This window comes from Pseudomonas sp. EA_15y_Pfl1_P101, assembly GCF_963970835.1.
GTDB classification, from domain to species: domain Bacteria; phylum Pseudomonadota; class Gammaproteobacteria; order Pseudomonadales; family Pseudomonadaceae; genus Aquipseudomonas; species Aquipseudomonas tritici.
Window position 1 is genome coordinate 231,712 of record NZ_CAXAPA010000006.1, and the last position, 23,590, is coordinate 255,301.

Consider the following 23,590-nt stretch of genomic DNA (forward strand, 5'->3'; position numbering starts at 1 on the left):
GCTTTCGCGAGCAAGCCCGCTCCCACATTTTGACCGCATTTCACAGGATGTACTCGGTCGAATGTGGGAGCGGGCTTGCTCGCGAAAGGGCCGGCACAGCTGCATCAATCTACTGTTGGCAACTCAATCACAAACCGCGTCAACCCCACTTCAGACTCACAAAAAATCCTCCCCCCATGCGCCCGCACAATCGACTGGGTAATCGCCAACCCCAGCCCCGCGTGCTCGCTGCTGCCCTCGTGCCGCGCTGGATCAGCCCGATAGAAGCGGTCAAACAACTTCGGTAACAGCTCGGGTGGAATGCCTTCCCCTGTGTTCTCAAGCGTCAACCTCACGCCATCCGTCATCTGCACCCTTACTTCGCCGCCCGCTGGCGTAAACCGCAGCGCGTTATCCAGCAAGTTCGACAGGGCCCGGCGCAACATGCTGCGATCACCCCGCGTATGGGCAGTACCTTCGCGAATCAGGCTGACTTGGGCGTCTTCCGCCAGCAACGCGAAAAACTCCAGCAAAGCATCCACTTCATCTGCCAGCGCCAAAGGCTCGCGCTTGGGCATGAGCAAGCCATGATCCGCTTTGGCCAGGTACAGCATGTCGTTGACCAACTGCGCCATCCATTGCAGCTCTTCCAGGTTGCTGTGCAGCGCCTCGCGGTAATCCTCCAGCGGGCGTGGCTGGGTCAGGATCACTTGGGTATGGGTCAGCAGGTTCGACAGTGGCGTGCGCAGTTCATGGGCGATATCGGCGGAGAACGCTGAGAGGCGCTGGAACGCGTCGTCCAGGCGACCCAGCATGGCGTTGAAGGCCTGGGCCAGCTCGGCCAGTTCCACCGGCATGTGTTTCTGGGGCAGGCGTTGGGTCAGGGAGTGCGCGGACACACTGGCAGCCACTTCACCCATGCGTCGCAACGGCCGTAACCCACTGCGCGCGGCCCAGGCGCCGAGCAGGGCGGTGGTCAGGGCCGACAGGCCGACGGTGAGCCAGATCAGGTGCTGCATGCGCTGCAGGAAATGTTGGTGGTGGGTGATGTCGAGCATCAGCGTCAGTTGGGGTGAGTCGGGTTGGTTTGCCCTCAGCGGCGCGTTGTACACCCGATAGTCGGTGCCGGCATTTTGCAGGCTGTGCAGGCCGGGTGCGTCTGGCAAGTTCACGCTTGGCGCATCGTCCAGCCAGCGCTGGCCGGCGGCGGTGATGCGCAGCCTGAGCTCGGGTTGGCGATTGAGTTCGGCGCGCAGTTGCGCTTCACGTCTGGCGAATGCGTCTGGCGAATCGACACCCTGCAAGGTGCTGCGCAGCGCCACCAGTTGGCTGTCGAGCTGTTGCTGGTCCAACTCAATGAAGTGCGCCTCGCTGGCGTGGTTGAACAGCACGCCGGCGATCAACGACACCACTGCGGTGCAGGCGGCAAACAGCAGCGCCAGGCGGCTGGCCAGGGACAGGCGCTTGATCAATTGACGCGCTCCTCCAGCACGTAACCCATGCCGCGTACGGTGTGGATCAGTTTGGTAGGGAAGTTATCGTCGACTTTCAGGCGCAAGCGGCGGATCGCGACTTCGATGATGTTGGTGTCGCTGTCGAAGTTCATGTCCCAGACCTGGGAGGCGATCAGCGATTTGGGCAGCACTTCGCCCTGGCGGCGCAGCAGCAATTCCAGCAGGGAGAATTCCTTGGCGGTCAGGTCGATACGCTGGCCGTCCCGTTCGACGCGGCGGCGGATCAGGTCAAGGCGCAGGTCGGCCAGGTGCAGTGCGGTTTCCTGAGGCGAGCTGCTGCCACGGCGCAACAGGCTGCGTACGCGGGCCAGCAGTTCGGAAAAGGCGAAGGGTTTGACCAGGTAATCGTCTGCGCCCAGTTCAAGACCGTGCACACGGTCTTCCACCGCGTCGCGGGCGGTGAGGAACAGCACCGGGATGTCCAGGCCTGCACTGCGCACGGCGTGGAGGATTTGCCAGCCATCACGGCCGGGCAGCATCACGTCGAGGATCAGCAAGTCGTAGTCCCCGGTCAGTGCCAGGTGCTGGCCGCTGGTACCGTCGGCCACCAATTCGGTTGTAAAGCCCGCCTCGGCCAGTCCCTGGCGCAGATAATGGCCGGTTTTGGGTTGGTCTTCGACGATCAGCAGTTTCATGGGCGGCTCTTGGCAACGGTTCACGACGGCTTTATACCTTGGGTGCCAGGGCAGGGGGCCAAGCTGACAAAGTTGTAATCTAGCAGTCAGCTGGCTGGCAGCGACGTCATCTTAGAGTGCTGCCCAAGCTCGTTACACATTTTTGGAGAATAGACATGGCGTTACGTACACCCCTGTTGTTGGCGGGTTGCCTGCTGGCGTTGAGTTTCGATGCGGTGGCTGATGCGGCGCACGCCTATGCCTTCGGCCAGCCAGCCCCTGCGAGCAAAGCCACGCGCACCGTGGAAGTGACGCTGCAGGACATTTCCTTTTCGCCAAAGTCCCTGGACGTAAAAGCTGGTGAGACGGTGCGCTTTGTACTGGTCAACAAGGGCCGGTTGCTCCACGAATTCAACCTGGGTGATGCGGCCATGCATGCCGAGCACCAGAAGGAAATGTTACAGATGCAGGCCAGTGGCATGCTCACCGCCACCGGTATGGGCGAAATGGACCACAGCGCCATGGGCCATGGCGCGATGAAGCACGATGACCCCAATAGCGTATTGGTCGAGCCTGGTAAAACTGCCGAGTTGACCTGGACTTTTACTAAGGCCACGGGCCTGGAGTTTGCCTGCAACCTTCCGGGGCATTACCAAGCGGGCATGGTCGGCAAGCTTAACGTCAACTAATTCGCAGGTGGCGTCTTGAAGCGAGTCCGGTGAGGCGCTTGCCTGAGCTTCTACGGGGTGGGGCGGCGCTGTGTTTTTTAAGGGTAGGCGCAAAGGCTGGTAGACTGGCGCGGTTTATTTAGCCAGGTTTCCGCCATGCATCCCGCAGCCGAACATTCGCCGCTGGGCAAGTCCAGTGAATACATCTCCACCTACACCCCTTCCTTGCTGTTCCCGATCCCGCGTGCCGCCAAATGGGCCGAGCTGGGCCTGAGTGCCGAGACCTTGCCTTATAAGGGCGTGGATTTCTGGAACTGCTTCGAACTGTCCTGGCTGCTACCGTCGGGCAAGCCGGTGGTGGCCATCGGTGAATTCAGTATCCCGGCCGACTCGCCGAACATCATCGAGTCAAAGTCGTTCAAGCTGTACCTCAACTCGTTTAACCAGACCGCGTTTGCCGATACGGCCAGCCTTGAGGCGACTCTGCGTACCGACCTCAGCGCCGCTGCCGGCAAACCGGTGAGCGTGCGCATCCGCAGCCTGGCCGAGATTGAGGCCGAAGGCGTGATGGCGTTGCCCGGCGTGTGCATTGATGAGCTGGATATCAACGTCAGCAGCTACGAGCATCCGCGCCCGGAATTACTGCGTTGCGATGAATCGCGCATCGTAGAGGAGAGCGTGCACAGCCACCTGCTCAAATCCAACTGCCCGGTGACCAGCCAGCCGGACTGGGGCAGTGTGGTGGTGGAGTACCGTGGCTCGGCGCTGGATCACGCCAGTCTGCTGGAATACCTCGTGAGCTTTCGCCAGCACTCGGACTTTCACGAGCAATGTGTAGAGCGCATTTTTCTCGACCTGCAGCGTTTACTCAAGCCTGAGAAGTTGACGGTGTATGCGCGGTACGTGCGGCGTGGCGGGTTGGATATCAACCCGTATCGCAGCACCGAAGAAGTGGCGTTCCAGAACGTGCGCCTGGCCCGTCAGTAGCCTTCATATAAAGCCAATGTGGGAGCTGGCTTGCCTGCGATGGCGGTGTATCAGTCGACTGAAGAATGACTGAAAGATCGCTATCGCAGGCAAGCCAGCTCCCACATTGGGTTCTGCGTTTGGCTTGGGGCAGGAATCAGATCCCGATGTTGCCCAAAGTGACCATGATATTGCGCAAAGTCCCGGAAATGACCGGGTGTTCGGCGTCGAACTCGATAGCAGCTTGATTCACATCGTCAGAAATACTGGGTGTCTGGGTGGCCGGTTCCAGTTCGAGTTGTAATTCAAACTTGGCAATCAAGGCCTCCAGCGCTTCACGTTTCTCTTCCGACAGCGGCGGTTCCTGTTCCAACTGCCCGCGCAGGATCTCGACCTGTTCTTCCAGTTTTTTGCGATCAGGCATGACATGTTTCCTTTTATCGATAGGCACTGGCATAGACCGCGGCACGCCGAGAAAGGTCTACGGGCTGACCTGTAGATTAATCCACCGGCGGCGACTGTGCATGATCCGTGTCAGGGCTTTTCGCCTTTGAGCTGGCGCAGGCTGATGTCGGCCAGGCAGGTGCCGAGTTCGCCCAGGTGATCAATGACCGAGTGCACGCCCAACCCGTACAGGGCGACGGTGGCCTTGCCGCGCTTGTGTTCGCGTTCCTGTTCGGTCAGCGCTTGCCATTGTTCGGGTGCCATGCCGCACAGCGAGCCGCAGGAGGCCAGGCCGATGGTCCACAACCCGGCATTGAGCCCGGATTGCAATAGGCGCGGTTCGCCGCTGACCAACACGCAGCCTCCCAGGCGTTCGATGTTCAGCGCCATCAAGGCTTGCCAGCAGGCATGCGGCGCCGGCCAGCGGATCGAGGAAGGTGGCGTCGCCTTGACCCAGTCTGGCAGCGTGACGGCCAGGGGCGTAGTGACAGAGGGAGGGAGTTCATCCAGCCAGGCGCAGGGGACGCCTTGTTCCTTGAGGCTGCGCAGGATTTTCAGCGCGCCAGGTGTGGCTTGGGAATCGGGGGCGGTCGAATCGGTGCGCGCCCGGGAACCGAAGTCCACCAGGCAGCCACTCAAACCAAACAAAACGGCAGTCAAGGCGGGAGCACTGGCGATAGCTATTTCGGCGTGAGGCATGTCGACATCCCTGAAATAGCTCTGACGCTATCGAGGCTAGATGACAAGTCGATGACAAGATTGTTAATTGTAGGAATTTTGTCCATTTTGCGTGCGACAGCTTCCCGGAAGCTGCCTAATTGGACACTTCCGTCATATACTGAACGCCTTATTCAGGGCATAGCGCCCATGACAGACCATTCAAGGAGCAAAAGCTATGCGCTGGAGCCACTACTTCGCTCAGCTGTCGGTGTGTGCCACTGTCTTGCTGGCCCCGTTCGCCGCACACGCAGCGTCGGAAGATGATCCATGGGAAAGCGTCAACCGCCCCATCTTCACCTTCAACGACACCGTTGATACCTATGCCCTCAAGCCATTGGCCCAAGGCTATGAGTGGATTACCCCGCAATTTGTCGAAGACGGTATCCACAACTTCTTCCGCAACATCGGCGACGTCGGCAACCTGGCCAACAACGTGCTGCAGCTCAAGCCTCACAATGCCGGTGTCGACACTGCCCGTTTGCTGGTCAACACCACCTTCGGCGTGCTCGGCTTTATTGACGTGGGCACCAAAATGGGGCTGCAGCGCAGCGATGAAGACTTCGGCCAGACCCTCGGCTACTGGGGTGTTGGCAGCGGTCCATACGTGATGATCCCGCTGCTGGGCCCAAGCACACTGCGCGATGCGCCGTCCAAGTACGTGGACAGCTACACGCAGCCGTACCGCTACATGGATGATGTTTCCCTGCGCAACAGTGTCATGGGGTTGGGCATTGTTGACGTCCGCGCCAGTTTGCTCGACAGCGAAAAACTGATCACAGGTGACAAGTACACCTTCATCCGCAACGCCTACCTGCAGAACCGTGAGTTCAAGGTCAAGGATGGCAAGGTTGTGGACGACTTCTAAGCTGTGACGTTTTGAAATGAAAAAAGGCGACCCCAGCGGTCGCCTTTTTTGTGCGCGTCTTTCAGCGCATCTTCAGGATTTTGAGGCCAAGGTGCTGGTCTTCCCCTTTGGCTTTGGCCCACACCACCTCGGTGTCCGCCTCCAGTCCTTTCAGTGCGGCGTGCTCCGAATCGATGCGCACCGTCAGCAGGTCGCCGACGTTGAACTCGCGAGTCGCCTTTACCTGCATACCAGAGCTGGAAAGGTCCACGCAAACCCCGGCAATCTCCTGCCCCGCATGGATCAGAGACACATCGGCATCCACACGCATGCGGATGAAATCGCGTTTTTCAGCGTAGTCGCGCTCATGCTCGCTCATAGGTTTCATCCTTACTTTGTGTTGTGGTCGTGCCTGTTCTTATAACTCCCGGTGATTTGCGGTGTAAAGACGTCCGGCGACCATCGGCATGAGCTTGAAACCCCTGTCGGATGGGAGTACCGTCTGCGCCTTAGAAGGGCACCTCTGCTTTACCTTTGTGCATGGGCAAAATCCCAATGCTTTGTAGGACAGAGAGGCTAGAAAGCGAATCCAGTACGTGAGCCCGGCCATTGCCGAGCCGCCTACGCCAACCTAATTCTGGCGCCGTTTGCCCACATGCAAAAAACCAGTGCCACGCTGCTGATAATCGATGACGACGAAGTAGTGCGCGCGAGCCTCGCGGCCTATTTGGAAGACAGTGGCTTCAGCGTCCTGCAGGCCAGTAATGGCCAACAGGGTCTCCAGGTATTCGAGCGCGACCAGCCCGACCTCGTGATCTGCGATCTGCGCATGCCCCAGATGGGCGGCCTCGAGCTGATTCGGCAGGTGACTGAGCTCGCCCCGCAGACGCCGGTGATTGTCGTGTCCGGCGCCGGCGTGATGAATGATGCGGTCGAAGCCCTGCGCCTGGGTGCTGCCGACTACCTGATCAAGCCCCTGGAAGACCTGGCGGTGCTGGAGCACTCGGTGCGCCGTGCCCTGGATCGTGCACGCCTTCTGGTGGAAAACCAGCGCTACCGTGAAAAGCTCGAAACCGCCAACCGCGAACTCGAAGCCAGCCTTAACCTGCTTCAGGAAGACCAGAACGCCGGTCGCCAAGTGCAGATGAACATGCTGCCAGTCAGCCCCTGGACCATCGACGAATTCCAGTTTGCACACCAGATCATCCCTTCTCTGTACCTGTCGGGTGATTTTGTCGATTACTTCCGCGTTGATGAGCGGCGTGTCGCGTTCTACCTGGCCGACGTCTCCGGCCATGGTGCTTCCTCGGCTTTTGTCACCGTGTTGTTGAAGTTCATGACCACACGGCTGCTGTTCGAATCCAAACGCAATGGCACCTTGCCGGAGTTCACCCCCTCCGCGGTGCTGGGCCACATCAACCGGGGCTTGATCAGCTGCAAGCTGGGCAAGCACGTGACGATGGTCGGCGGCGTTATTGACGAAGAAACCGGTCTTTTGACCTACAGCATCGGCGGTCACCTGCCGATGCCAGTGTTATACACTCCAGACAGTGTGCGTTACCTGGAAGGGCGTGGTCTGCCCGTAGGCTTATTCAATGAAGCCACCTACGAAGACCACATCCTGGAACTGCCGCCGACGTTCAGCCTTACGCTGATGTCCGACGGCATCCTGGACCTCCTTCCAGAGCCTACACTCAAAGAGAAAGAAGCCGCTTTGCCCCAAAAGGTCAAGTCGGCGGGCGGCAGCCTGGATGGCCTGCGGCAGGTTTTTGGATTGGCCACGCTAGGGGAGATGCCGGATGATATCGCCCTATTGGTGTTGAGCAGGAATCTTTGATGAGTACCGGAAGAATCCAATTCGCCGAGCAAGACGGGACCTTCGTCCTGAAATTTGTCGGTGAAGTGCGCCTGACCTTGTGTTCGGCGCTGGATGCGACGATTGAGCGGATCTTCACAGCACTGAATTTCTCGGCGATCGTGATCGATCTGACCGAAACCCGCAGCATCGATAGCACCACCCTTGGGCTGTTGGCCAAGTTGTCCATTCTGTCTCGGCAGAAGGTCGGCCTGTTGCCTACGGTCGTCACCACCCACGAAGACATTACCCGGCTGCTGCAGTCCATGGGCTTCGACCAGGTGTTCAACATCGTTGACCGCCCCATCCCCTGCCCGGAATGCCTGACTGACCTGCCGTCGCAGGACCAGTCCGAGGAAGTGGTGCGTTTGAAGGTGCTGGAGGCACACAAGATCCTGATGGGCCTCAACGAGTCCAATCGCGAAGCCTTTCACGACCTCGTGAATGCCCTTGAACGCCACTGATCCCCAACTGCTGAAACACAGTTGAACCGAGGCCGGCTTGAGCCCGTGGGCACTAAAAAGGGCGGTACCCGCGAGGGTACCGCCCTTCTTGCAGCTGCCCGCCTTACAACTTGGCAGTCAACAGCGCCTCCAGCTTTTCCTGATCTCGCGCAAACTGACGAATCCCTTCCGCCAACTTCTCAGTCGCCATCGCATCCTCGTTGGACTCCCAACGGAACTGCGCTTCAGTCAGATGCACACGGGCTTCACCGGCATGGCCCGGCGACAGCTTACGCGCCAGCGTGCCCTCATCCGCCGCCAGCTTCTCCAGCAGGTCCGGGCTGATGGTCAGGCGATCACACCCAGCCAACTCTTCAATCTGGCTCAGGTTACGGAAGCTCGCACCCATCACCACAGTCTTGTAGCCATTGGCCTTGTAGTAGTTGTAGATACGTGTCACCGACTGCACGCCTGGGTCTTCGGCGCCGGTGTAGTCGTTGCCGTTGGCCTTCTTGTACCAGTCGTAGATACGGCCGACGAACGGCGAAATCAGGAACACACCAGCCTCTGCGCACGCCACGGCCTGGGCGAACGAGAACAGCAGGGTCAGGTTTGTCTGGATGCCTTCTTTTTCCAGCTGTTCGGCGGCGCGGATGCCTTCCCAAGTTGAAGCGATCTTGATCAGCACGCGGTCGCGGCCAACGCCGGCTTTGTCGTACAGGTCGATCAGACGGTGCGCACGCTTGAGTACGGCGTCAGTGTCGAACGACAGACGGGCATCCACCTCGGTGGAAATGCGGCCCGGTACCACTTTGAGGATCTCTTGACCCACCGCCACCGCAAAACGGTCGCTGGCCAAGCCCACGTCGCCGTTGCAGTCCTTGACGCACTCATCCAGCAGCTTGGCATAGCCTGGGATCGAAGCGGCCTTGAGCAGCAGGGAAGGGTTGGTGGTGGCGTCTTGCGGCTTGAGTTTGGCGAGGGTAGAAAAATCGCCGGTATCGGCTACGACGGTGGTGAACTGCTTGAGTTGTTCCAGCTTGGAAGTCATGGGCGTGCTCTGTCCTATGGGTCTGATGACATTACCCGAGCGCCGGCAGGCACTCAAGGGCGCAAATGCGTTCGATCGTTTGCGAGGGCAACAACCTGAAAACAGCCGTTTGAATCGCAGGTCTGGCTGCTAAATAGGAGGCCAAAACGGCCAGCAGGTTCAACCGAAGTAGCGCATGAACACCACGATAAAATGTCGGAGCCGGCTTGCCTGCGATAGCGGCACCACAGCCGCCGATATTTACCAGAGGTAAGCTAATCCAACTGTGGGGGAGGGCTTGCTCGCGAAAGCGTCAGTCCAGTCACATCCTGCCCCGACTGCTACACCCTCATCACCGTCCTTCCAACAGCTCTGCGGCCTGATCCAACAACGCCAACGGATCACTCGCCTTATGAATATCCACCGACAGCAACTGCCTGAACCTGCGAGCCCCCGGGAAACCCGTGCCCAACCCCAACACATGCCGCGTAATGTGATGCATCGTCCCGCCGGTCGCCAAATGCTCAGCGATATAAGGCCGCAACTGCGCCAACGCCTGCGCCCGGCTAATCACCGGCGCTTCACTGCCAAACAACTGCTGATCCACCTCCGCCAGCAGATAAGGATTGTGATAAGCCTCCCGCCCCAGCATCACGCCATCAAACGTCTGTAAATGCTCATGGCACTGCTCCAACGTCTTGATCCCGCCGTTGAGAATAATCTCCAACTCCGGAAAGTCCCGTTTCAACTGCGCCGCTACGTCATAGCGCAACGGCGGAATGTCGCGATTCTCTTTCGGCGACAACCCCTCCAGAATCGCAATCCGCGCATGCACGGTAAAACTGGTGCAGCCCGCCTCTTTCACCTGGCCGACGAAATCACACAGCTCGGCATAACTGTCCCGTCCGTTGATCCCGATGCGGTGCTTCACCGTTACCGGGATCGACACCGCATCGCGCATTGCCTTCACGCAATCGGCTACCAGGGCAGGGTGCGCCATCAGAATTGCGCCGATCATATTGTTCTGCACCCGGTCGCTGGGGCAGCCGACGTTCAGGTTTACTTCGTCATACCCCGCAGCCTCGGCCATGCGCGCGCACGCCGCCAGATCGGCAGGCACGCTGCCACCCAATTGCAGCGCAAGTGGGTGCTCCGCTTCGTTGTGACGCAGGAAGCGCTCGTGATCGCCGTGCAGGATCGCGCCGGTGGTGACCATTTCGGTGTAGAGCAGCGCGTGTTTGGAGAGCAGGCGCAGGAAGTACCGGCAATGGTGGTCCGTCCAATCCATCATGGGGGCAACACTAAAGCGCCGAGACAGCGTGGGCCTTGCGTTTACGGGGCTAAAGGTCTGTTTATCTAGCATTTTACTCAACGTGTTCTTGGCGTGTTTTCGGGCGTTTTCAGGCGTTTTTAAAAGCTCGGTGGTACGATGTACCACTTCAAAACTGACGCGTACCACTTTCAATATGGCGACTATCAGGGCAAGAAAACTGGCGGATGGGACTGTGAGCTACACGGCTCAGATCCGCATCAAGCGCGACGGAGTGCAAGTCTACCAAGAGAGCCAGACCTTCGCCCGAAAACAGGCCGCGCAGGCTTGGGCGCGTAAACGCGGAGCGGAGCTGGATGAACCTGGTGCGATCGAGCGCGCAAACCGCAAGGGTGCCACGGTCAAAGAGATGACAGATCGATACCTGGTTGAAGTTGAGAAAGCCAAACCGCTGGGCAAAACCAAGCGCGGCACACTCAATGCCATTGGCGAGACTTACCTGGGCAAGTTGACCGATACGGATATCAACACCCAGTGCCTGGTCGATTACGCACTTTGGCGAATGAGCGCGGACGGCGGCGGCGTTCAGCCACAAACCGCCGGCAATGACCTGGCGCACCTCGGCGCAGTGCTGGCAATTGCCAAAGACGCATGGGGCTACCAGGTCGATCCGCTCGCCATGGGCGGTGCGCGGCGTGTGCTACGCAAGCTGGGCTACAACCTGAAAAGCCGTGAGCGTGACCGCCGGCCGACGCTGGATGAACTGGGAAGCGTGCTGACGCACTATCAGGCCATGCAGGCGAGGCGGCCGACTGTCATATGTATGCTGAAGGTTGTGGGCTTTGCCCTGTTCTCCACTCGCCGGCTCGATGAGATCACCCGGATTCGCTGGGCAGACCTCGACGAGGCTGGCCAGCGAGTGCTGGTGCGTGACATGAAAAACCCAGGGCAAAAGATCGGCAACGATGTTTGGTGTTATCTGCCGGACGAGGCATGGCAGATCCTCCAGACAATGCCGAAGGCCGGTGACGATATATTCCCCTACAGCCCTGAGTCGATCTCCACGTCCTGGACGAAAGCCTGCAAGTTTCTGCAAATCCAGGACCTGCACTTCCACGACCTTCGGCATGAAGGCATCAGCCGCCTGTTTGAAATGAGCTGGGACATCCCGCGTGTAGCGAGTGTTTCCGGCCACAGGGATTGGAATTCGATGCGGCGGTATACCCATCTGCGCGGCAAGGGGGACCGTTATTTGGGTTGGGAATGGCATGAAAAGATATTGAGGGCGCCCGTCCAACTGGGCGCCGCATCAATGAAATGGCTCAAAAGGCGTGTTTTAACCCGTTGAGCTGGTTGTGCTCTTTAACCGCGGCCGCGTGCTGCAGATCCAAGTACGTGGCCAGATCGTTCAGATGGACGCCCTTGGCCGACTTCTGGCTCGGCTCGATGCGGGTGATCGGCAGCTTGATATGGCCGCTCATCACCTTACGTTGGAGCATTTCCGGCGTTAGGTGCGTGAAGTAGTCTCGGCAGATCAGCTCCAGAGGGATGATCGCCTGACCGTCGTATTGGGCCATCAGGATAAAGGCTGTGTTCATGCTGCCTCCTCGTCCATGATCTCGCAAACGAACCGATGCCGGCCCCGGTTTGTTGCAGTCATCGCATTGGTAACTTCTAGCATGACGTCAACACAGCGCTCGTAAGCGTGGGGGCCGTACCAGCTTTCCACCCTCACTACCTGACAGTTGGTTCGAGTCGCATCTGCGCACAAGTAAAGCAACAGGGCGACGGTCATACAGCCTCCTCCCGCTCTAAGCGCGGGTTAACTGCTGTTGGCCGGATAACGGATGCCATACTCATGACTCGCATGTCGCGGTCGTTCAGAGAAGGAAGCTGGCCCTCGGACGGAGTAGCTGGGAACAAATGGTTCGCCTGCACGAAAGCAGAGAAGGCATCATCGAAGTGAGTGGTGAGCGCCTTGCGCAATGTTTCGTAGTGAAGTTCGAACTCAACAGCTTCTGATGGTGTGACTTCCACGCCAATTTTCTTGAGCCTTCCCTTGCTGATATAGAGACCGGGCGATTCCGAGTCGCATATCTTCGACATGATTTGCGCCGCCAACCTTCGGTCGTAACTGGTGGAAATGGGAAACCATCGGATCTCGCGGCGGTCGTCGACCAGGTCGCCAATGGTCAATCCGTGACGCGCTAGCAACTTTTCCAGCATTCGTTGGGCGTTATCCTTTTCTCCACCTTCGCCTCGCTGTGCCAGGGCCAGCAACTTGCGTAGCTTGGCCTCTACTTTTGCATTGTCGCCTTGGTTTCTAGGTGATCGCATGGTGCTTCTCCTTTGAGGCAGTGGGGGAGTTGCAGCTCCCCGTGTCCCGCCTGTGTTAATTATCAGTGCGCGTATCGACGCGGTTTGTTCTGTCTGGCCGCTTCACGCTCAGCTATGAAAGCCGCCCATTCCGCCGTTTTGGTCTGTTGGCGAATACGGCTACATGCCTGGTGTTTGCGGGTGGAGCGTGCTTTGCCGCAGATATCGCAGCGGCTGGGCAGGTCAAGCCGATGGCTTGCCATGGTCGGACGCTCACGTTCAGGTCCAACGTGCTTAGGCATTGGTCACAGCCCTCCCATAACCATGCGTGTCAGTGCATTGGCCTGGCCTTCGGGCGTCAGCTTATCGAGGGGCTGCGTAACGCTGCGGCCGTTGGCCGCGCGCAGGGTGGCAACGTTGCCTTCGATCCCTACGATCACGCCTGTACGTGCGCTGAGGCGATATTCTCGGCCACCGCCGCTCATTGCGACGTAGCTGACCTTGTCTCCGACAGCAAGCGGGGTTGTGGTAGCCTCTGCGGTGCCGCCTTGGGGTTGATTCACTTGCATGGTGCTTCTCCTTTGGGTGGTCGGTGTCGAGGGGTTGCAGCCCCTCGGCACCACCTTCTTACTGGCTTTCGCCGTTTGGGTTTTGCTTGCGCACCAGGTGCAGGAGCAGGTTTTCATACTCGATAAAATCATCCGTTTGCGACTGCCATTCCAGCACTGCTTGGATCTGCTCCCGGCTGCACTCTAGTACCAGTAACTCTCTTTCAGTTTCCGCACGGACCTCTAGAATGGCGACCAGGCAGGCAGGGTCGTAGGCTTCGGCATGAACGATTTTCGCGGGCCGGGTGAACCAGGATTTCAGCTCTTTTATGTGCCGCAGGCGATTGTTTTCGCCGTCTGGGCCGTCACCGGTGATGACTTGTACGTGCATGGTGCTTCTCCTTTGGGTGGTGTCAGACGTTGCAGCGCCTGGCAGGTATTGCCGCTGATTAATCAGGCCTGGAAGTGCCAGCACTTCACGATGGGTTGCTTCGTGACGACGGCGTTGGTCTTATTGGCCTGGTGAGCCCGTACCGCGCTGTCAGTCGCTTTATTGACGTCGAGCAGCTTCCGCGAGCGGGAGTCCTTCAGGCGTTCGCGCAGCTCGCTGACGTCAGCGATTTTTTGTCGGTTCTCTGCGGCGCATTTCACGAAGTCGTTGAGGTTGATTGCGATGATGTGGTCTTTTTTACTGTGGTTGACCACTGGGCCTTCGGCGTCCAGACCTTCCAGGTATTCGTAAACCTCCCAGAACTCAGCCACCACCGGATGATCGGAGCTGATCGAGGCCTGGCGCTCAATTGCCATGCGGATGATCTGAGAGCGTGTGTGCTCCACCTGCGCGTCGGTGAGCGGCACCACCATGCACAGGCAGTCCAGCAGGGCGAGCATTTGGGCGTGGTTCTTGTTGATCCGCTCCACCCGGATGTAGCCGCGCAGCTTGTTGCCGCAATGGCTACATTCGCCGTGCTCATCTTTGAATGGGGTGTTGCAGGCAAAGCAGTGGGAGTGCAAATTGCGCAACTTCGCCTCGTAGCCAGCTATCCGCTGGCCGAACAGCTCCATCACCTCCAGCTCTTTACGAACTGCCTGCAATACAAAGTTGCTGAGTCTCGAACCTTCCAGCGCATTGAGCCGATCTGCCGCCGCACGGCTTTCAGCGGTGACGTTCGGACGCACAAAGTGCAGTTTGACGATCCGGGTCATGATCGCTTCTGACGCCACAACAGGGGCGTTCTGACTGATGGTGATGGTGCCGCGAAACGGTGGTTCGTAGGTTTCGTTACCGGCGGTTTTCACACCCTTGGTCGCCAGGGTGCCGCCGCCGTAGTAATCCTTGAGTTCGTCCCATTCGAAGGTCTTGGCGTGGGCCTTGTCGTCGCCGCTGCGATCTGATTCCAGCAGCACAATGGGCATGCCGGATACTTGGCCCATCAAGCGACTGCGGCCGGCCTTGGTGGATTTGGATGGGTCGAAACCTTCGTATCCGTCTCGGCCCGCGAGTTTCCATAGCAGCGTGAGCAACGTGGTCTTGCCGGCACCTGCCTCCCCAGTGGCCTCAAGGAAAGGAAACGACTGGTACCGGCCTCGGATCTGTTCGGCGAACAGCGAGCCAAACCAGAAGGTCAATGCCACGATGCCCTGGGCACCAAAGCACTGCCACAGAAGCCCAAGCCACTGGTCATCGTATTTTTTGCCGTCCTTTTCCAGATCGATCTTCACACCCTTTTGCAGAGTCTTGAGCTTCAACTTGCCCATCTCAAAAAACTCTTCCTCATTGATGTGAATTACCTGGCCCTCGCGGATGGCGACGTCGTTGAACACGTAGCAGTGGTATTCCTTGCTGTAGCCTACATAGTCGATGGTCTGAACGGTCTTGATGCCGAAAAGCTGGTCTTTCATGAGTTTGTCCAATTGCTGTCCACTCCCGGTGAACACGGCTCCGGCACCCATGCCGAGAAGTCTTTTCTTGAATTCGCTGGCAGCGGCGACCTGACCACCCGTAAAGGTGTTTTTCACAGAGCCGCCGTCGTGCGGGAAGTCGACGCGGAAGAAGTACCAGGACTCGTCGGTAATCTCGTTGCGCTGGAAATAGAGGGCTTTGGGGTAGCAGTTGGCGATCTCGACGACGCAGCCGGCGACGTTCAGCGCCTTCTCTCGAAGCTGCTTTTCATTGAGCGTCTGGGCCTCGTGGCCATCGCTCTTTTCGAGGGCCTGCTTGGCGCTGTTGTATTTCGCCAAGTCCAATTTCCACCAGTACAGGCGGGAGTCGAAACAGAAGTGGAATTCCTCACGTTCACGCCACTGGTACATGAGCAATGCCTTGTCGCTGGCACTCTCTGCAATCAGCAGGGCGCCCTGGTGACGGGCTTCTTTCAAGTCCTTTTCGATGCGATCAGCGCGGGCTTTTTCATCGTCGATAAACGCCCAGCGTTGATGCAGATCGTTCCAGTCAACCTTGCGGGCGTCAGGCTGTGTCACCTGAGCAGCCTCGCAGGTAAAACCGAGTTCGCGGGCACGGTTGACCCACATACGGGTGTACTTGTGAGCGCCTGGCTCGTTATCCAGAGCCCAAACCAGCTTTGGAGTTTTACCGCCGCGAGCCGTGATCAGGGCCTTGAGTGATTCCTCTGGAAAGGCGTTTGAAGATAGCGCCGCAACCGCAGAGATACCGTTTTGAATGAGCGCTATGGCGTCGAAGATGCCTTCAACGATCCACAGCTCAGTTACTTCCAGCAGATCCACGCACGGCGGGCACCACCAGTGCCCCCTGTAGCTCTTGAGGGGTTGGAAGCGGGCCTTCTTCTTACCGAACCGTGACGGTTGGTCAATCAAACGCTCCCAGTACCCACCGTACTCAAGGGGGAAGCGCACGGTGGCAGAGCCAATATTCAGATCGCGATCAAAGTAGCTTTCCTGGGTGTACCAACCCTCTATCAGCTCAACGCGGAAACCTCGGGCAAACGTCAGGTACGCTTTTGCGCTGGCGGCAGGCTCGTCACGGGTAGCCGGTGCGCGCTTGCTCCAGTCATCGAACAGGTCCGGGTAAAGCTCTTTGGTGGGAGCAATGTAGCGGCAATTTTTCTCGCGGCCACAGCGGATGAACCAGGGTTCATCGTGGCGCGAAAACAAACGTTTTTGATTGCACTGGGGGCAGGTGCCCTTACGCATGTAATGCGTGCCTTTCATGTGCTGAAGGCCGTAATCAGACTCCAGGCGCAGAAGCACATCAGCGCGGAGCTTGTCTTCCATGGGCTTGCGAATCACTGCACATGCTCCGCAGCCGTAACAACGAGCTGTTTTTTCAGTTCGGTGCGCGTCTTGCAGATGCCTGCCAGGTAGGGCAGGTCCTCAAGCACCTTCGGCGCACGCTGACCACTTGGCACATTTCGGTAGCGGTCGGAGTACCAAATATCAGCCATCGTGACTTCGTACTGACTGGTCAACCACAACAGGTAGTGCTGCGCCTGTTGTTCGTCCAGCTCCAGTTTTATGGTGATTTTGCTCATTTCGGCCACCAGTAAGTTGCAAATTTCCCCTACCCACGCGCTGCGGGCATCTAACAGGGAGGGTTTTGGATTAGTGCGGGAGGTTGCGAGTCAGCAGCAGGCGTGTGGGGAGTAGGCGTGCTGAAACGCGATGTCGCTGTTGAGTGCAGTTGTCGAGCAACAAGATCGCCGGCCGAAAGGGGCCGCTTGTGGGATGAATGCCAAGCCAGGCCACACGCTTACAGGTCATGCTTTCAAACTCGGCCACCGCCAGCTCAGCAATGCGCTGCACCAGGTGCAGCGGCACCTCAAGCGACTGAGTCAAGTACCGGGAGCAGTTCTCTAACAGCTGGCCGTCGCCGGCGAGATGTTCGCAACGGTGACGATATAGGTAGGCCACAGCTGCTTGTTGCATTGCGGCTCGGTAGTCACTGGCGGGGTTGGTAGTCAGGGCGATGTTGTTCATGCAGGTGCGGCCTCTATTTCCAGTTGTTCCAGCAGATCGGGTTGATCGTTTTTCGACTTGAGGTTCTGGCGTGCAAGTAGTCGAACCTTTGTGGGAGCCGTGGGCAGAACCGTCAGGGGCCGCTCAATGCCCGAGGGGCTGAGCTGATACTCCCAAACCAACGAGCCAGAGAAGGTGGCGCCGCAGAGCAAGTTGGTGCATTCCGAGTACATCGAGCGGAAGCAGGGTGTCTGCCCCTCGGAGGTACGAATGCGCATGGAACTGTTGCAGCAAGGGCATACCAGCTTGTATGTACTCACTAAACGGCTCCCTGGCTGTAAAGCTGAATGGTTGCAAAGACTTCGGCGTACCGGGCTGACATGTACCTGATCAGGGCGGCGACAATCGCGTCGGCCTCACGTTTTTCGATAACCCCGTCATCCAGCGCCGCAGCCATGATCTGGTCGACTTTGCCCCGCTGAGCCGACGCTTTGAGCGAGCGGCTGTACAACTCGACGTTGTCCAAGGTGTCCGGGAGGCTCAGGGGCACGAACATGCCGCCGTACATTGAGGCGACGTAGTCGGCCAGGTAGGTAGTGCCAGTGACCTGCTCGAGGCGGTGAATGTGTTCATCTGTCAGTGGGCGACTGCCCGCATTCTCGTAGGCTTGATTGTCGAACTTCTTAAGCGGCATACCGAGGTCGGCGGAGGCGTACATCCGACCGCCAGGGTAGGCGCCGATGACGGCCATCACGACGCTCTTTCTGCTGTCTAGAACTGGGCGTTTCATCTTCTTGTTTCTCCCTGGAGTCATCGCCCCTACAGTCGTTTCATACAGCTTGTGCTGGGATGTGCTCGGTGTTGTCTGCGAGGATTCCGGGCAGCACTTCTTTGTCGATGACCCGCGATAGGTCCCGCAGAATTTGGAACGTCAACCGGCCGCGTGGCAGCTTGTTGTGACCCGCCCAACGCTGAACCACTTGCGTCACTGTGCGCACTTCATAGCCGTGGCTTAGGGCGAACTGACGAAAGTTGCTGCCGCGCTCGATAAGCCGCGCTTGGATCTGGCGCTTTTCCATGGCTTGGCTCATGGTTGATGTGTTCCTAGTTGGTTAAGATGTACTCATTGCGCATAAGCCTATTTATTCTCTTTAAATAAATCAAGCGGTATTTATTCAAAATGCAGAAAAAGTCTCTCGACGCTGTGCTTAAACGCTTGATGACAGTCTTTGCCGTTGATAGCGATAGCGAGCTGGCGCGTAAGCTGGACGTTAACCGACAGACATTGGGAAGCTGGCGTAGCAGACAGTCCATTCCTTATGCGTTATGCGTAAATGTCAGCGAGGCTGAAGGAGTTTCGTTGGATTGGCTACTCACTGGGGAAGGTGAGATGTCACGAGGCGGATCAGTCACGCCTACTGCTGCGCCAGTCACTAGCCCTCAGGAAGACGCAATCCTGGCTTTGTTCCGGTCCTTGGAGGAGACCGACAGGCGGGAGATACAGAGTGCTGCTGAAGAGAAGAAACGCATAAGGGACATAGAGCAGCGCTTAAAGGATTTGACGGAAGCCCTTGCCGATGCCAAACGGCCAGCCTAACCTGTACCAATTAAGCACAGTTTTAGTTTTTGGTAATTCTCGTTAGTCCGGTTGGCTTCGGTATCAGTGAATTGGGATTTAACGTAGTCCGCCTACCGGCGGTTTTTTGAACTTGTTATAAGAATGAGAACTTTCATGGCTAAGTCAGCTCCTGACAAAATTGAGACAATTCCGACAAGTCTCCTACGTTTTGACCCGGAAAATCCAAGATTTTACAGGATGACCTCCCACGCGACCGATGCGCAGGTCGTGGATGAAATGTTAGAGGATGAGCGCGTTCAGGACATTATGTTGTCCATAGGCCAAAAAGGATATTTTCCAGGCGAACCCCTTCTTGTCACTGGGCCAAATGCCGATGGAACGTATCTAGTAATAGAAGGGAATAGGCGGTTAACAGCGACGAAACTTTTGAACGGTGAGTTGGCCCCTTCGAGTCGTCGAGAGAAAAGCATTGAGACTATCAGGGGGGAGGTAGTAGTAACGCCCCCTCTAGAGCTTCCGTGTCTTATCTATAAAGAGCGGAGAGATATACTTCGCTATTTGGGATATAGGCATATAACAGGTATAAAGGAGTGGGATTCTTTATCTAAGGCTAAGTATCTGGCACAGTTGCGTGATGAGTTTTATGATGAGTTGTCAACTCCTGAGCAGTTTAAGTCCCTAGCCAAAGATATAGGTAGTCGCACAGATTATGTGTCTCAGTTGCTTACGGCTCTTAATTTATACATTGTTGCTGAGCAGAAGAAGTTTTTTGGTCTGCCAATTGATGCAAACTCAATTGAATTTTCGTATATCACAACTGCGCTTAATTATAAAAAGATTTGCGAATGGTTGGGCTTGGAGAATAAGGCGGATACAGCTATGGCGAATCTAAATGAAGATCGCCTAAGAAAGCTTTTTGCATGGATGTTCTCAAAAGATTCTGGAGGCCATACAGTCCTAGGAGAAACTCGTAATCTCTCTGAGATGGCCGAAATTGTCGCAAGTCCTGACGCCGAGGCCATACTAGATGATACCGGCCGCAGAGATGAAGCTTATCTATATACTGATGGTCCTCTCGCGGCGTTGACACGAGCAATTGATGATGCTCAGGCAAAGTTAAATGTTGTATGGAAGATGTTTTCGCAACCTACGTTGGTTCTTGAGGCGGAACATTTAGAGAAATCGGAAGTGCTTTTTTCTCTAACGAAAGATATTCGTAATCATGTCCGAAATAAAGTTGAGGAATGATTATGTTTCAAGAGTTGGATTCGCCTCCTGGTAATTCAGATCCTTTTTTCTGGACCGATTTCGTAGAATTAAATGCCCTAGCGAGCCCAGATAAGTGCTTTTCGCGAGGGGATTTAGTCGGTGTAGCGCAGCGTGGCAAAGATAGAGGAATAAATTTCGACCCGGCGATCAAATGGCGGGAAATATTAGATTTTGTACTCAATCGGACTGTTTGCTTTGGAAAAGCATATCCTTTTCTAATCTCAGCTGATAACGATACGCTTCATTATGCGGGCGGAGGGTCTGAAGAGCACCTTTGTTACTCCAATTTGTTGGTTGCATCGGGGATGCGGCACTTAACCTCTGCTCAAAGAATTCCAGTTGCCAGATTTTTCGAAGAGATATGCTTCTTTGCGTTCTCCAAACTTATGCCAATTGGCAGTGAGGTTAGAGCAACTTGGGCTGGAGGTGGGTCGGGCGTAGTGTATAAAGGGACCCTATTTGAAAAAATGAAGTCCGTTGCTGATAATATTCGTTGTACCGCTAATTTTTCAGTTCAGGATTTCAAGGAGCGAGATCGGGGAGACGGTGGTATTGATCTTATTGCCTGGCATCCTATGTATGACGATCGTGAAGGCTTGCCGATAGCTTTTGCTCAGTGTGGCTGTTCTAAAGAAGACTGGAAGTTTAAACAGTTAGAGGCGTCGCCTCATAAACATATAAGAAATCTTCCCGTGATGCATCCATGGGCGACATTTTATTTTATGCCCTTAGATTTGCGGCGGACAGATGGGGACTGGGCTTATAAAAGCGACATAGGCGAAGCAATAATTGTAGATAGGCTTCGGCTTTTGAAAATTTCTGAAGATCATGATCTTTTCAAAAGCTTTCCTAAACTAGTTTTTTGACTAATCCCAGATGTCTGGTAACGCTCTTGCGACCGCCTCGAAAAGGGGCGGTGGCACTGCATTGCCCACAACCGTATATCTCTGCATCAGGGAAGCGTTTTTTGTATCTGGAAAAATTAGGTCCCCAAAACCTTGTATACGAGCAGCTTCACGATAGCTAAAGCGTCTGGCTGGCCCATCGTGTTCAAATCGCCATACATTGTGCTCCACTTTCACCATTTGAGGGCTTAAGGGGTGCAGTGGCATGTGGCGAGGATTCGCGACAATAGTCCTGGAGGTGTCGTCCCAGCCATTTCTCCTATCACGAGAAAGGTAGTACCAGTGAAACGGGAGATCATAAAACTCTCCCTCAGGCCATTCAGCCATTCCTTGAAGAGCCTGACGAATCGTGACCTTTTCTAAGGTTTTATCGATACCATGTGTTGGCTTGGGAAATTTATAGTCAATATTAAAGTCGTTTCTGATTCCAACGATAAAAATCCGTCGCCGCTCTTGCGCTACGCCAAACTCTGCCGCGTTCAATATTTCAGCGCTTACTTTGTATCCAGCATCAGTGAAAACTTTTAACTGATCTTCTAGAAGGTGTCTAAAGTTTTTACGGAACATGCCAGAGACGTTTTCAACAATGAACGCCTTTGGTTTTATTTGATTTAATGCACGTGCAAACTCAAGATAAAGGGTGTTGATCTTCCTGTCCGGGTTTCTAAGGCCACCTTGACTGAATCCTTGACAGGGATAGCACCCAACCAGAAGTTCAGCACTGGGGAAGTGTTCGATCAACGAGACGCTGGAACGGATGTAGTCCGTTTCAGGATGGTTGGCGAGATATACCTCGCGAGCATAATTTAGGATGTCATTTGCCATGAGCACGTCGAAACCCGCACGGATGATTCCTGCGTCCGACCCACCACATCCCGAAAATAGTGAAACAGCTGTTGGCATTCGTATTCCCCTTGAGCGCTGGCGATTATACGGATTCGCAACGGTTAGAACAGGCTGTGTGCAACATTAGCTGACAGATTGTGACTGGCTATGTGCCTGCATCCGACTCCATTCTCTTTCGACCGCTCGCTTGGCTGTCTTTTCAGTAGCATACAGCCAGCGCAACCGCCTCGGCCTCGTCTGATCCCCCGCAGTAATCGTCCTCTCTCTCCCGGTTTTCTGATCGCGGTAGTAGGCGATGATCCCCGTGTAATCTCCCTTGCTCTCTTCTGCCAGGTCTTCAACATTGTCCTCTGGCAGCTTGCTTTCCAGCTCCAGGCTGACGGTGTAGCCGCCATCCGGGCTCAGGCTGTGCTGCACATTGCCGCCGTACCAGATGATCTCGTCGATCTCATCCTTAACGCCCTGGAGCGTATAGGTCAGTTCGGGGATCAGATCCGGCCGGCCCATCGCCAGCGTGTAGCTGAGCGTGGCGCTGCCGCGCTGCAGGCGTCGAAATTCGGCCCTCGCGGCCCTGAGTGCTGACTGCTGGTCGCTGTAGGTGTGGCGCAGGTCTTTGAGATTGTGACCGCCGCCGGCAATCGCTTCCTGTTTCTTAGCGCTGTGCACGTCGTAAAAATATGCACGCACCCCGTCGTAGCTGTCGCGATCTGCCTGCAAGTAGCGGTGCTGGTCACCATCGGCGCGGGTGAGGGTAATGTGGGGCAGGGGGAGCCCGCTGGCCGTCTTGCCGCCACCGGCGGGGATGCACAGCAGGCACCCAGCCTTGACGCTGGCCACCGCGTCGAACTCTTCGCCCAAGCGGGTAATCAGGTTGGCATCCGACTCGTTGGCCTGGTCAAGCTGCAAGATCGGCAGGGCACCGAGCGCACCGGCCACAGTCGACGTGAGGTTGTTTCCCATGGCGATGTCGCCGATGACCTTGCCCAGCGTGGTATTGCTCCAGCTGCGTTCGCGTTTGGTCTTCAGCCCTTTACGCAGATCTGCAGATCGAGCGCGAATGCTGAGCACGTCCGGTGCGCCAGTGTGTTCCGTCTCGTCGACGGTGTAGGTGCCTTTGTCGACCAGGCCGGTGTCGCTCCACCCCAACCATAAACGTAGCACCGCGCCCTTGGGCGGTATCGACAGCAGGCCGTCATGGTCGCTCAGCGTAATCGTGAGCTGGTCGGCCTCGACGCCGCGGTTGTCTGTGAGATCGAGGTTCATCAGCCGCGGGCTCACCTTCATGGCGATATCGTTGCCGTCCACTGTGAGACGGAAGGCCGGAACTGGATAGGCGGCATCCCGAACGAAGCGTTCCGCCGTGTCCACCAGGTAACCGGTGACTTTGGACAGTGCGGCCTCTATCACAATAGCCCCCGCAGAATGCTGAGCCCGCTACTGGTCGCGGCGCCGAGCAGGTCGATACGGTCATCGTCGGTACGCTTAAGCGTAAGGGTGAACTCGATGCGCTTTGGCGTGCCGTCTCTGAAAAATACGGTTTTGGTCTCGCTCAGGCTTTCGATCACCCACAATCCATAAATCCGGCCAGTACCTTCAACCATCGGCCAGGCCTTGCCGGTGTTCGCCATCAAACGCAGAGCGTCCAAGCTGAGCACGCTGCCAGCCAGTTCCGGGAGGATGATGCCGGGGAGGGTGATGGTGTCGTCCCCACGCCCGACAAACTGCAGTGCGGGTGACGCCCCGACGCGGCTGTTGCTGGCATGGCGCCAATTGGTTTGGCGCTGCAGCTCCTGGTAAGCGAGGGTTGATAGGCTGAACACGAACATGCCGAGGCTGAGCATCATGGT

Annotated in this window: 29 protein-coding genes; 9 read left to right on the forward strand and 20 right to left on the reverse strand. The window is 56.7% G+C overall.

Annotated elements, in window-relative coordinates:
• Positions 1 to 104: 104 nt before the first annotated feature.
• On the reverse strand, positions 105 to 1,451 hold the full coding sequence (locus tag AACY36_RS11850; RefSeq protein ID WP_339414859.1) for a heavy metal sensor histidine kinase: 1,347 nt from the start codon (positions 1,449 to 1,451) through the stop codon (positions 105 to 107).
• Positions 1,448 to 2,128, reverse strand: coding sequence for a heavy metal response regulator transcription factor (locus AACY36_RS11855; protein ID WP_339414858.1), 681 nt, complete (start codon positions 2,126 to 2,128; stop codon positions 1,448 to 1,450). The genes AACY36_RS11850 and AACY36_RS11855 overlap by 4 nt, the downstream gene beginning before the upstream one ends.
• A gap of 155 nt (positions 2,129 to 2,283) precedes the next feature.
• On the opposite strand from AACY36_RS11855, the gene copI reads away from it, so the two are divergent.
• Both copI and queF read left to right on the forward strand, forming a co-directional pair.
• Entirely contained in the window at positions 2,284 to 2,796 is a 513-nt protein-coding gene (gene copI, locus AACY36_RS11860; protein ID WP_339414857.1) for a copper-resistant cuproprotein CopI, read from the forward strand.
• 135 nt (positions 2,797 to 2,931) lie between these two features.
• Positions 2,932 to 3,762 (forward strand): NADPH-dependent 7-cyano-7-deazaguanine reductase QueF, encoded by an 831-nt coding sequence (queF, locus tag AACY36_RS11865; protein ID WP_339414856.1) that lies wholly within the window; start codon positions 2,932 to 2,934, stop codon positions 3,760 to 3,762.
• A 136-nt stretch (positions 3,763 to 3,898) separates the two neighbouring features.
• On the opposite strand, the gene AACY36_RS11870 is transcribed toward queF, so the two are convergent.
• On the reverse strand, positions 3,899 to 4,165 hold the full coding sequence (locus AACY36_RS11870) for a DUF4404 family protein (RefSeq protein ID WP_339414855.1): 267 nt from the start codon (positions 4,163 to 4,165) through the stop codon (positions 3,899 to 3,901).
• Positions 4,166 to 4,275: 110 nt separating this feature from the next.
• Positions 4,276 to 4,884, reverse strand: a complete 609-nt coding sequence (locus AACY36_RS11875; RefSeq protein ID WP_339414854.1) for an HAD family phosphatase — start codon at positions 4,882 to 4,884, stop codon at positions 4,276 to 4,278.
• Positions 4,885 to 5,080: 196 nt separating this feature from the next.
• Between AACY36_RS11875 and AACY36_RS11880 the strand changes: the two genes are divergently transcribed.
• Positions 5,081 to 5,770, forward strand: coding sequence for an MlaA family lipoprotein (locus AACY36_RS11880; RefSeq protein ID WP_339497086.1), 690 nt, complete (start codon positions 5,081 to 5,083; stop codon positions 5,768 to 5,770).
• A gap of 61 nt (positions 5,771 to 5,831) precedes the next feature.
• On the opposite strand, the gene AACY36_RS11885 is transcribed toward AACY36_RS11880, so the two are convergent.
• Positions 5,832 to 6,128, reverse strand: a complete 297-nt coding sequence (locus tag AACY36_RS11885) for a PilZ domain-containing protein (protein ID WP_339414853.1) — start codon at positions 6,126 to 6,128, stop codon at positions 5,832 to 5,834.
• 276 nt (positions 6,129 to 6,404) lie between these two features.
• Here AACY36_RS11885 and rssB point away from each other — a divergent pair, with 276 nt between their 5' ends.
• Both rssB and rssC read left to right on the forward strand, forming a co-directional pair.
• Positions 6,405 to 7,586, forward strand: coding sequence for a two-component system response regulator RssB (rssB, locus tag AACY36_RS11890; protein ID WP_339414852.1), 1,182 nt, complete (start codon positions 6,405 to 6,407; stop codon positions 7,584 to 7,586).
• A complete protein-coding gene (gene rssC / locus AACY36_RS11895; protein ID WP_029293846.1) occupies positions 7,586 to 8,068 on the forward strand; it encodes an anti-sigma factor antagonist RssC in 483 nt (160 codons plus the stop codon). The genes rssB and rssC overlap by 1 nt, the downstream gene beginning before the upstream one ends.
• A 103-nt stretch (positions 8,069 to 8,171) precedes the next feature.
• On the opposite strand, the gene tal is transcribed toward rssC, so the two are convergent.
• Together tal and dusA are read right to left on the reverse strand one after the other, a co-directional pair.
• Entirely contained in the window at positions 8,172 to 9,098 is a 927-nt protein-coding gene (gene tal / locus AACY36_RS11900) for a transaldolase (RefSeq protein ID WP_339414851.1), read from the reverse strand.
• Positions 9,099 to 9,429: 331 nt separating this feature from the next.
• Positions 9,430 to 10,440: a tRNA dihydrouridine(20/20a) synthase DusA gene (gene dusA, locus AACY36_RS11905; protein ID WP_339497088.1), complete on the reverse strand. Its 1,011-nt coding sequence runs from the start codon at positions 10,438 to 10,440 to the stop codon at positions 9,430 to 9,432.
• Positions 10,441 to 10,543: 103 nt separating this feature from the next.
• Here dusA and AACY36_RS11910 point away from each other — a divergent pair, with 103 nt between their 5' ends.
• Positions 10,544 to 11,695 carry a site-specific integrase gene (locus AACY36_RS11910; protein ID WP_339497183.1) on the forward strand — a complete coding sequence of 384 codons (1,152 nt, stop codon included), beginning with the start codon at positions 10,544 to 10,546 and terminating at the stop codon, positions 11,693 to 11,695.
• Here AACY36_RS11910 and AACY36_RS11915 read toward each other — a convergent pair.
• From AACY36_RS11915 to AACY36_RS11965, 10 genes are all read right to left on the reverse strand, one after another.
• Positions 11,670 to 11,945 carry a pyocin activator PrtN family protein gene (locus tag AACY36_RS11915; protein ID WP_065932309.1) on the reverse strand — a complete coding sequence of 92 codons (276 nt, stop codon included), beginning with the start codon at positions 11,943 to 11,945 and terminating at the stop codon, positions 11,670 to 11,672. The two genes, AACY36_RS11910 and AACY36_RS11915, sit on opposite strands and share 26 nt — an antisense overlap.
• Before the next feature lie 193 nt (positions 11,946 to 12,138).
• Positions 12,139 to 12,684: a DUF2786 domain-containing protein gene (locus AACY36_RS11920; RefSeq protein ID WP_339497089.1), complete on the reverse strand. Its 546-nt coding sequence runs from the start codon at positions 12,682 to 12,684 to the stop codon at positions 12,139 to 12,141.
• 284 nt (positions 12,685 to 12,968) lie between these two features.
• A complete protein-coding gene (locus AACY36_RS11930) occupies positions 12,969 to 13,232 on the reverse strand; it encodes a hypothetical protein (RefSeq protein ID WP_339497092.1) in 264 nt (87 codons plus the stop codon).
• A 58-nt stretch (positions 13,233 to 13,290) separates the two neighbouring features.
• Positions 13,291 to 13,602 (reverse strand): hypothetical protein, encoded by a 312-nt coding sequence (locus AACY36_RS11935; RefSeq protein ID WP_339497094.1) that lies wholly within the window; start codon positions 13,600 to 13,602, stop codon positions 13,291 to 13,293.
• A 62-nt stretch (positions 13,603 to 13,664) separates the two neighbouring features.
• Entirely contained in the window at positions 13,665 to 16,463 is a 2,799-nt protein-coding gene (locus tag AACY36_RS11940; RefSeq protein WP_339497096.1) for a toprim domain-containing protein, read from the reverse strand.
• Between the two features lie 11 nt (positions 16,464 to 16,474).
• A complete protein-coding gene (locus tag AACY36_RS11945) occupies positions 16,475 to 16,720 on the reverse strand; it encodes a hypothetical protein (RefSeq protein ID WP_065932303.1) in 246 nt (81 codons plus the stop codon).
• Positions 16,721 to 16,790: 70 nt separating this feature from the next.
• Positions 16,791 to 17,165: a hypothetical protein gene (locus AACY36_RS11950; RefSeq protein WP_339497097.1), complete on the reverse strand. Its 375-nt coding sequence runs from the start codon at positions 17,163 to 17,165 to the stop codon at positions 16,791 to 16,793.
• Positions 17,162 to 17,464, reverse strand: coding sequence for an ogr/Delta-like zinc finger family protein (locus AACY36_RS11955; protein WP_339497098.1), 303 nt, complete (start codon positions 17,462 to 17,464; stop codon positions 17,162 to 17,164). Before AACY36_RS11955 ends, AACY36_RS11950 begins: the two co-directional genes overlap by 4 nt.
• Positions 17,464 to 17,934: a YmfL family putative regulatory protein gene (locus tag AACY36_RS11960; RefSeq protein ID WP_339497099.1), complete on the reverse strand. Its 471-nt coding sequence runs from the start codon at positions 17,932 to 17,934 to the stop codon at positions 17,464 to 17,466. Before AACY36_RS11960 ends, AACY36_RS11955 begins: the two co-directional genes overlap by 1 nt.
• A gap of 40 nt (positions 17,935 to 17,974) precedes the next feature.
• Complete coding sequence (locus AACY36_RS11965) at positions 17,975 to 18,223, reverse strand: hypothetical protein (RefSeq protein ID WP_339497184.1); 249 nt, start codon at positions 18,221 to 18,223, stop codon at positions 17,975 to 17,977.
• A 101-nt stretch (positions 18,224 to 18,324) separates the two neighbouring features.
• Here AACY36_RS11965 and AACY36_RS11970 point away from each other — a divergent pair, with 101 nt between their 5' ends.
• The 3 genes from AACY36_RS11970 (at position 18,325) to AACY36_RS11980 (ending at position 20,858) form a co-directional block, all read left to right on the forward strand.
• Complete coding sequence (locus tag AACY36_RS11970; protein ID WP_339497100.1) at positions 18,325 to 18,741, forward strand: helix-turn-helix domain-containing protein; 417 nt, start codon at positions 18,325 to 18,327, stop codon at positions 18,739 to 18,741.
• A gap of 135 nt (positions 18,742 to 18,876) precedes the next feature.
• The gene (locus tag AACY36_RS11975) at positions 18,877 to 19,971 is read left to right on the forward strand and encodes a ParB N-terminal domain-containing protein (protein WP_339497102.1); all 1,095 of its coding nucleotides are present in this window, start codon (positions 18,877 to 18,879) and stop codon (positions 19,969 to 19,971) included.
• Positions 19,972 to 19,973: 2 nt separating this feature from the next.
• Positions 19,974 to 20,858: a hypothetical protein gene (locus AACY36_RS11980; protein ID WP_339497103.1), complete on the forward strand. Its 885-nt coding sequence runs from the start codon at positions 19,974 to 19,976 to the stop codon at positions 20,856 to 20,858.
• Here the strand turns inward: AACY36_RS11980 and AACY36_RS11985 are convergent, their stop codons facing one another.
• From AACY36_RS11985 to AACY36_RS11995, 3 genes are all read right to left on the reverse strand, one after another.
• Positions 20,859 to 21,800 carry a DNA cytosine methyltransferase gene (locus tag AACY36_RS11985; protein ID WP_339497104.1) on the reverse strand — a complete coding sequence of 314 codons (942 nt, stop codon included), beginning with the start codon at positions 21,798 to 21,800 and terminating at the stop codon, positions 20,859 to 20,861.
• Between the two features lie 66 nt (positions 21,801 to 21,866).
• Entirely contained in the window at positions 21,867 to 23,150 is a 1,284-nt protein-coding gene (locus AACY36_RS11990; RefSeq protein WP_339497105.1) for a phage late control D family protein, read from the reverse strand.
• Complete coding sequence (locus AACY36_RS11995) at positions 23,147 to 23,587, reverse strand: phage tail protein (RefSeq protein WP_339497107.1); 441 nt, start codon at positions 23,585 to 23,587, stop codon at positions 23,147 to 23,149. Before AACY36_RS11995 ends, AACY36_RS11990 begins: the two co-directional genes overlap by 4 nt.
• Positions 23,588 to 23,590 lie beyond the last annotated feature (3 nt).

Excerpts from the sequence above, each read along its gene's own strand:
- AACY36_RS11855 (WP_339414858.1), bottom strand. The coding sequence starts at position 2,128 with ATGAAACTGCTGATCGTCGAAGACCAACCCAAAACCGGCCATTATCTG.
- copI (WP_339414857.1), top strand. The coding sequence starts at position 2,284 with ATGGCGTTACGTACACCCCTGTTGTTGGCGGGTTGCCTGCTGGCGTTG.
- queF (WP_339414856.1), top strand. The coding sequence starts at position 2,932 with ATGCATCCCGCAGCCGAACATTCGCCGCTGGGCAAGTCCAGTGAATAC.
- AACY36_RS11870 (WP_339414855.1), bottom strand. The coding sequence starts at position 4,165 with ATGCCTGATCGCAAAAAACTGGAAGAACAGGTCGAGATCCTGCGCGGG.
- AACY36_RS11875 (WP_339414854.1), bottom strand. The coding sequence starts at position 4,884 with ATGCCTCACGCCGAAATAGCTATCGCCAGTGCTCCCGCCTTGACTGCC.
- AACY36_RS11880 (WP_339497086.1), top strand. The coding sequence starts at position 5,081 with ATGCGCTGGAGCCACTACTTCGCTCAGCTGTCGGTGTGTGCCACTGTC.
- AACY36_RS11885 (WP_339414853.1), bottom strand. The coding sequence starts at position 6,128 with ATGAGCGAGCATGAGCGCGACTACGCTGAAAAACGCGATTTCATCCGC.
- rssB (WP_339414852.1), top strand. The coding sequence starts at position 6,405 with ATGCAAAAAACCAGTGCCACGCTGCTGATAATCGATGACGACGAAGTA.
- rssC (WP_029293846.1), top strand. The coding sequence starts at position 7,586 with ATGAGTACCGGAAGAATCCAATTCGCCGAGCAAGACGGGACCTTCGTC.
- tal (WP_339414851.1), bottom strand. The coding sequence starts at position 9,098 with ATGACTTCCAAGCTGGAACAACTCAAGCAGTTCACCACCGTCGTAGCC.
- dusA (WP_339497088.1), bottom strand. The coding sequence starts at position 10,440 with ATGCTAGATAAACAGACCTTTAGCCCCGTAAACGCAAGGCCCACGCTG.
- AACY36_RS11910 (WP_339497183.1), top strand. The coding sequence starts at position 10,544 with ATGGCGACTATCAGGGCAAGAAAACTGGCGGATGGGACTGTGAGCTAC.
- AACY36_RS11915 (WP_065932309.1), bottom strand. The coding sequence starts at position 11,945 with ATGAACACAGCCTTTATCCTGATGGCCCAATACGACGGTCAGGCGATC.
- AACY36_RS11920 (WP_339497089.1), bottom strand. The coding sequence starts at position 12,684 with ATGCGATCACCTAGAAACCAAGGCGACAATGCAAAAGTAGAGGCCAAG.
- AACY36_RS11930 (WP_339497092.1), bottom strand. The coding sequence starts at position 13,232 with ATGCAAGTGAATCAACCCCAAGGCGGCACCGCAGAGGCTACCACAACC.
- AACY36_RS11935 (WP_339497094.1), bottom strand. The coding sequence starts at position 13,602 with ATGCACGTACAAGTCATCACCGGTGACGGCCCAGACGGCGAAAACAAT.
- AACY36_RS11940 (WP_339497096.1), bottom strand. The coding sequence starts at position 16,463 with ATGGAAGACAAGCTCCGCGCTGATGTGCTTCTGCGCCTGGAGTCTGAT.
- AACY36_RS11945 (WP_065932303.1), bottom strand. The coding sequence starts at position 16,720 with ATGAGCAAAATCACCATAAAACTGGAGCTGGACGAACAACAGGCGCAG.
- AACY36_RS11950 (WP_339497097.1), bottom strand. The coding sequence starts at position 17,165 with ATGAACAACATCGCCCTGACTACCAACCCCGCCAGTGACTACCGAGCC.
- AACY36_RS11960 (WP_339497099.1), bottom strand. The coding sequence starts at position 17,934 with ATGAAACGCCCAGTTCTAGACAGCAGAAAGAGCGTCGTGATGGCCGTC.
- AACY36_RS11965 (WP_339497184.1), bottom strand. The coding sequence starts at position 18,223 with ATGGAAAAGCGCCAGATCCAAGCGCGGCTTATCGAGCGCGGCAGCAAC.
- AACY36_RS11970 (WP_339497100.1), top strand. The coding sequence starts at position 18,325 with ATGCAGAAAAAGTCTCTCGACGCTGTGCTTAAACGCTTGATGACAGTC.
- AACY36_RS11975 (WP_339497102.1), top strand. The coding sequence starts at position 18,877 with ATGGCTAAGTCAGCTCCTGACAAAATTGAGACAATTCCGACAAGTCTC.
- AACY36_RS11980 (WP_339497103.1), top strand. The coding sequence starts at position 19,974 with ATGTTTCAAGAGTTGGATTCGCCTCCTGGTAATTCAGATCCTTTTTTC.
- AACY36_RS11985 (WP_339497104.1), bottom strand. The coding sequence starts at position 21,800 with ATGCCAACAGCTGTTTCACTATTTTCGGGATGTGGTGGGTCGGACGCA.
- AACY36_RS11995 (WP_339497107.1), bottom strand. The coding sequence starts at position 23,587 with ATGATGCTCAGCCTCGGCATGTTCGTGTTCAGCCTATCAACCCTCGCT.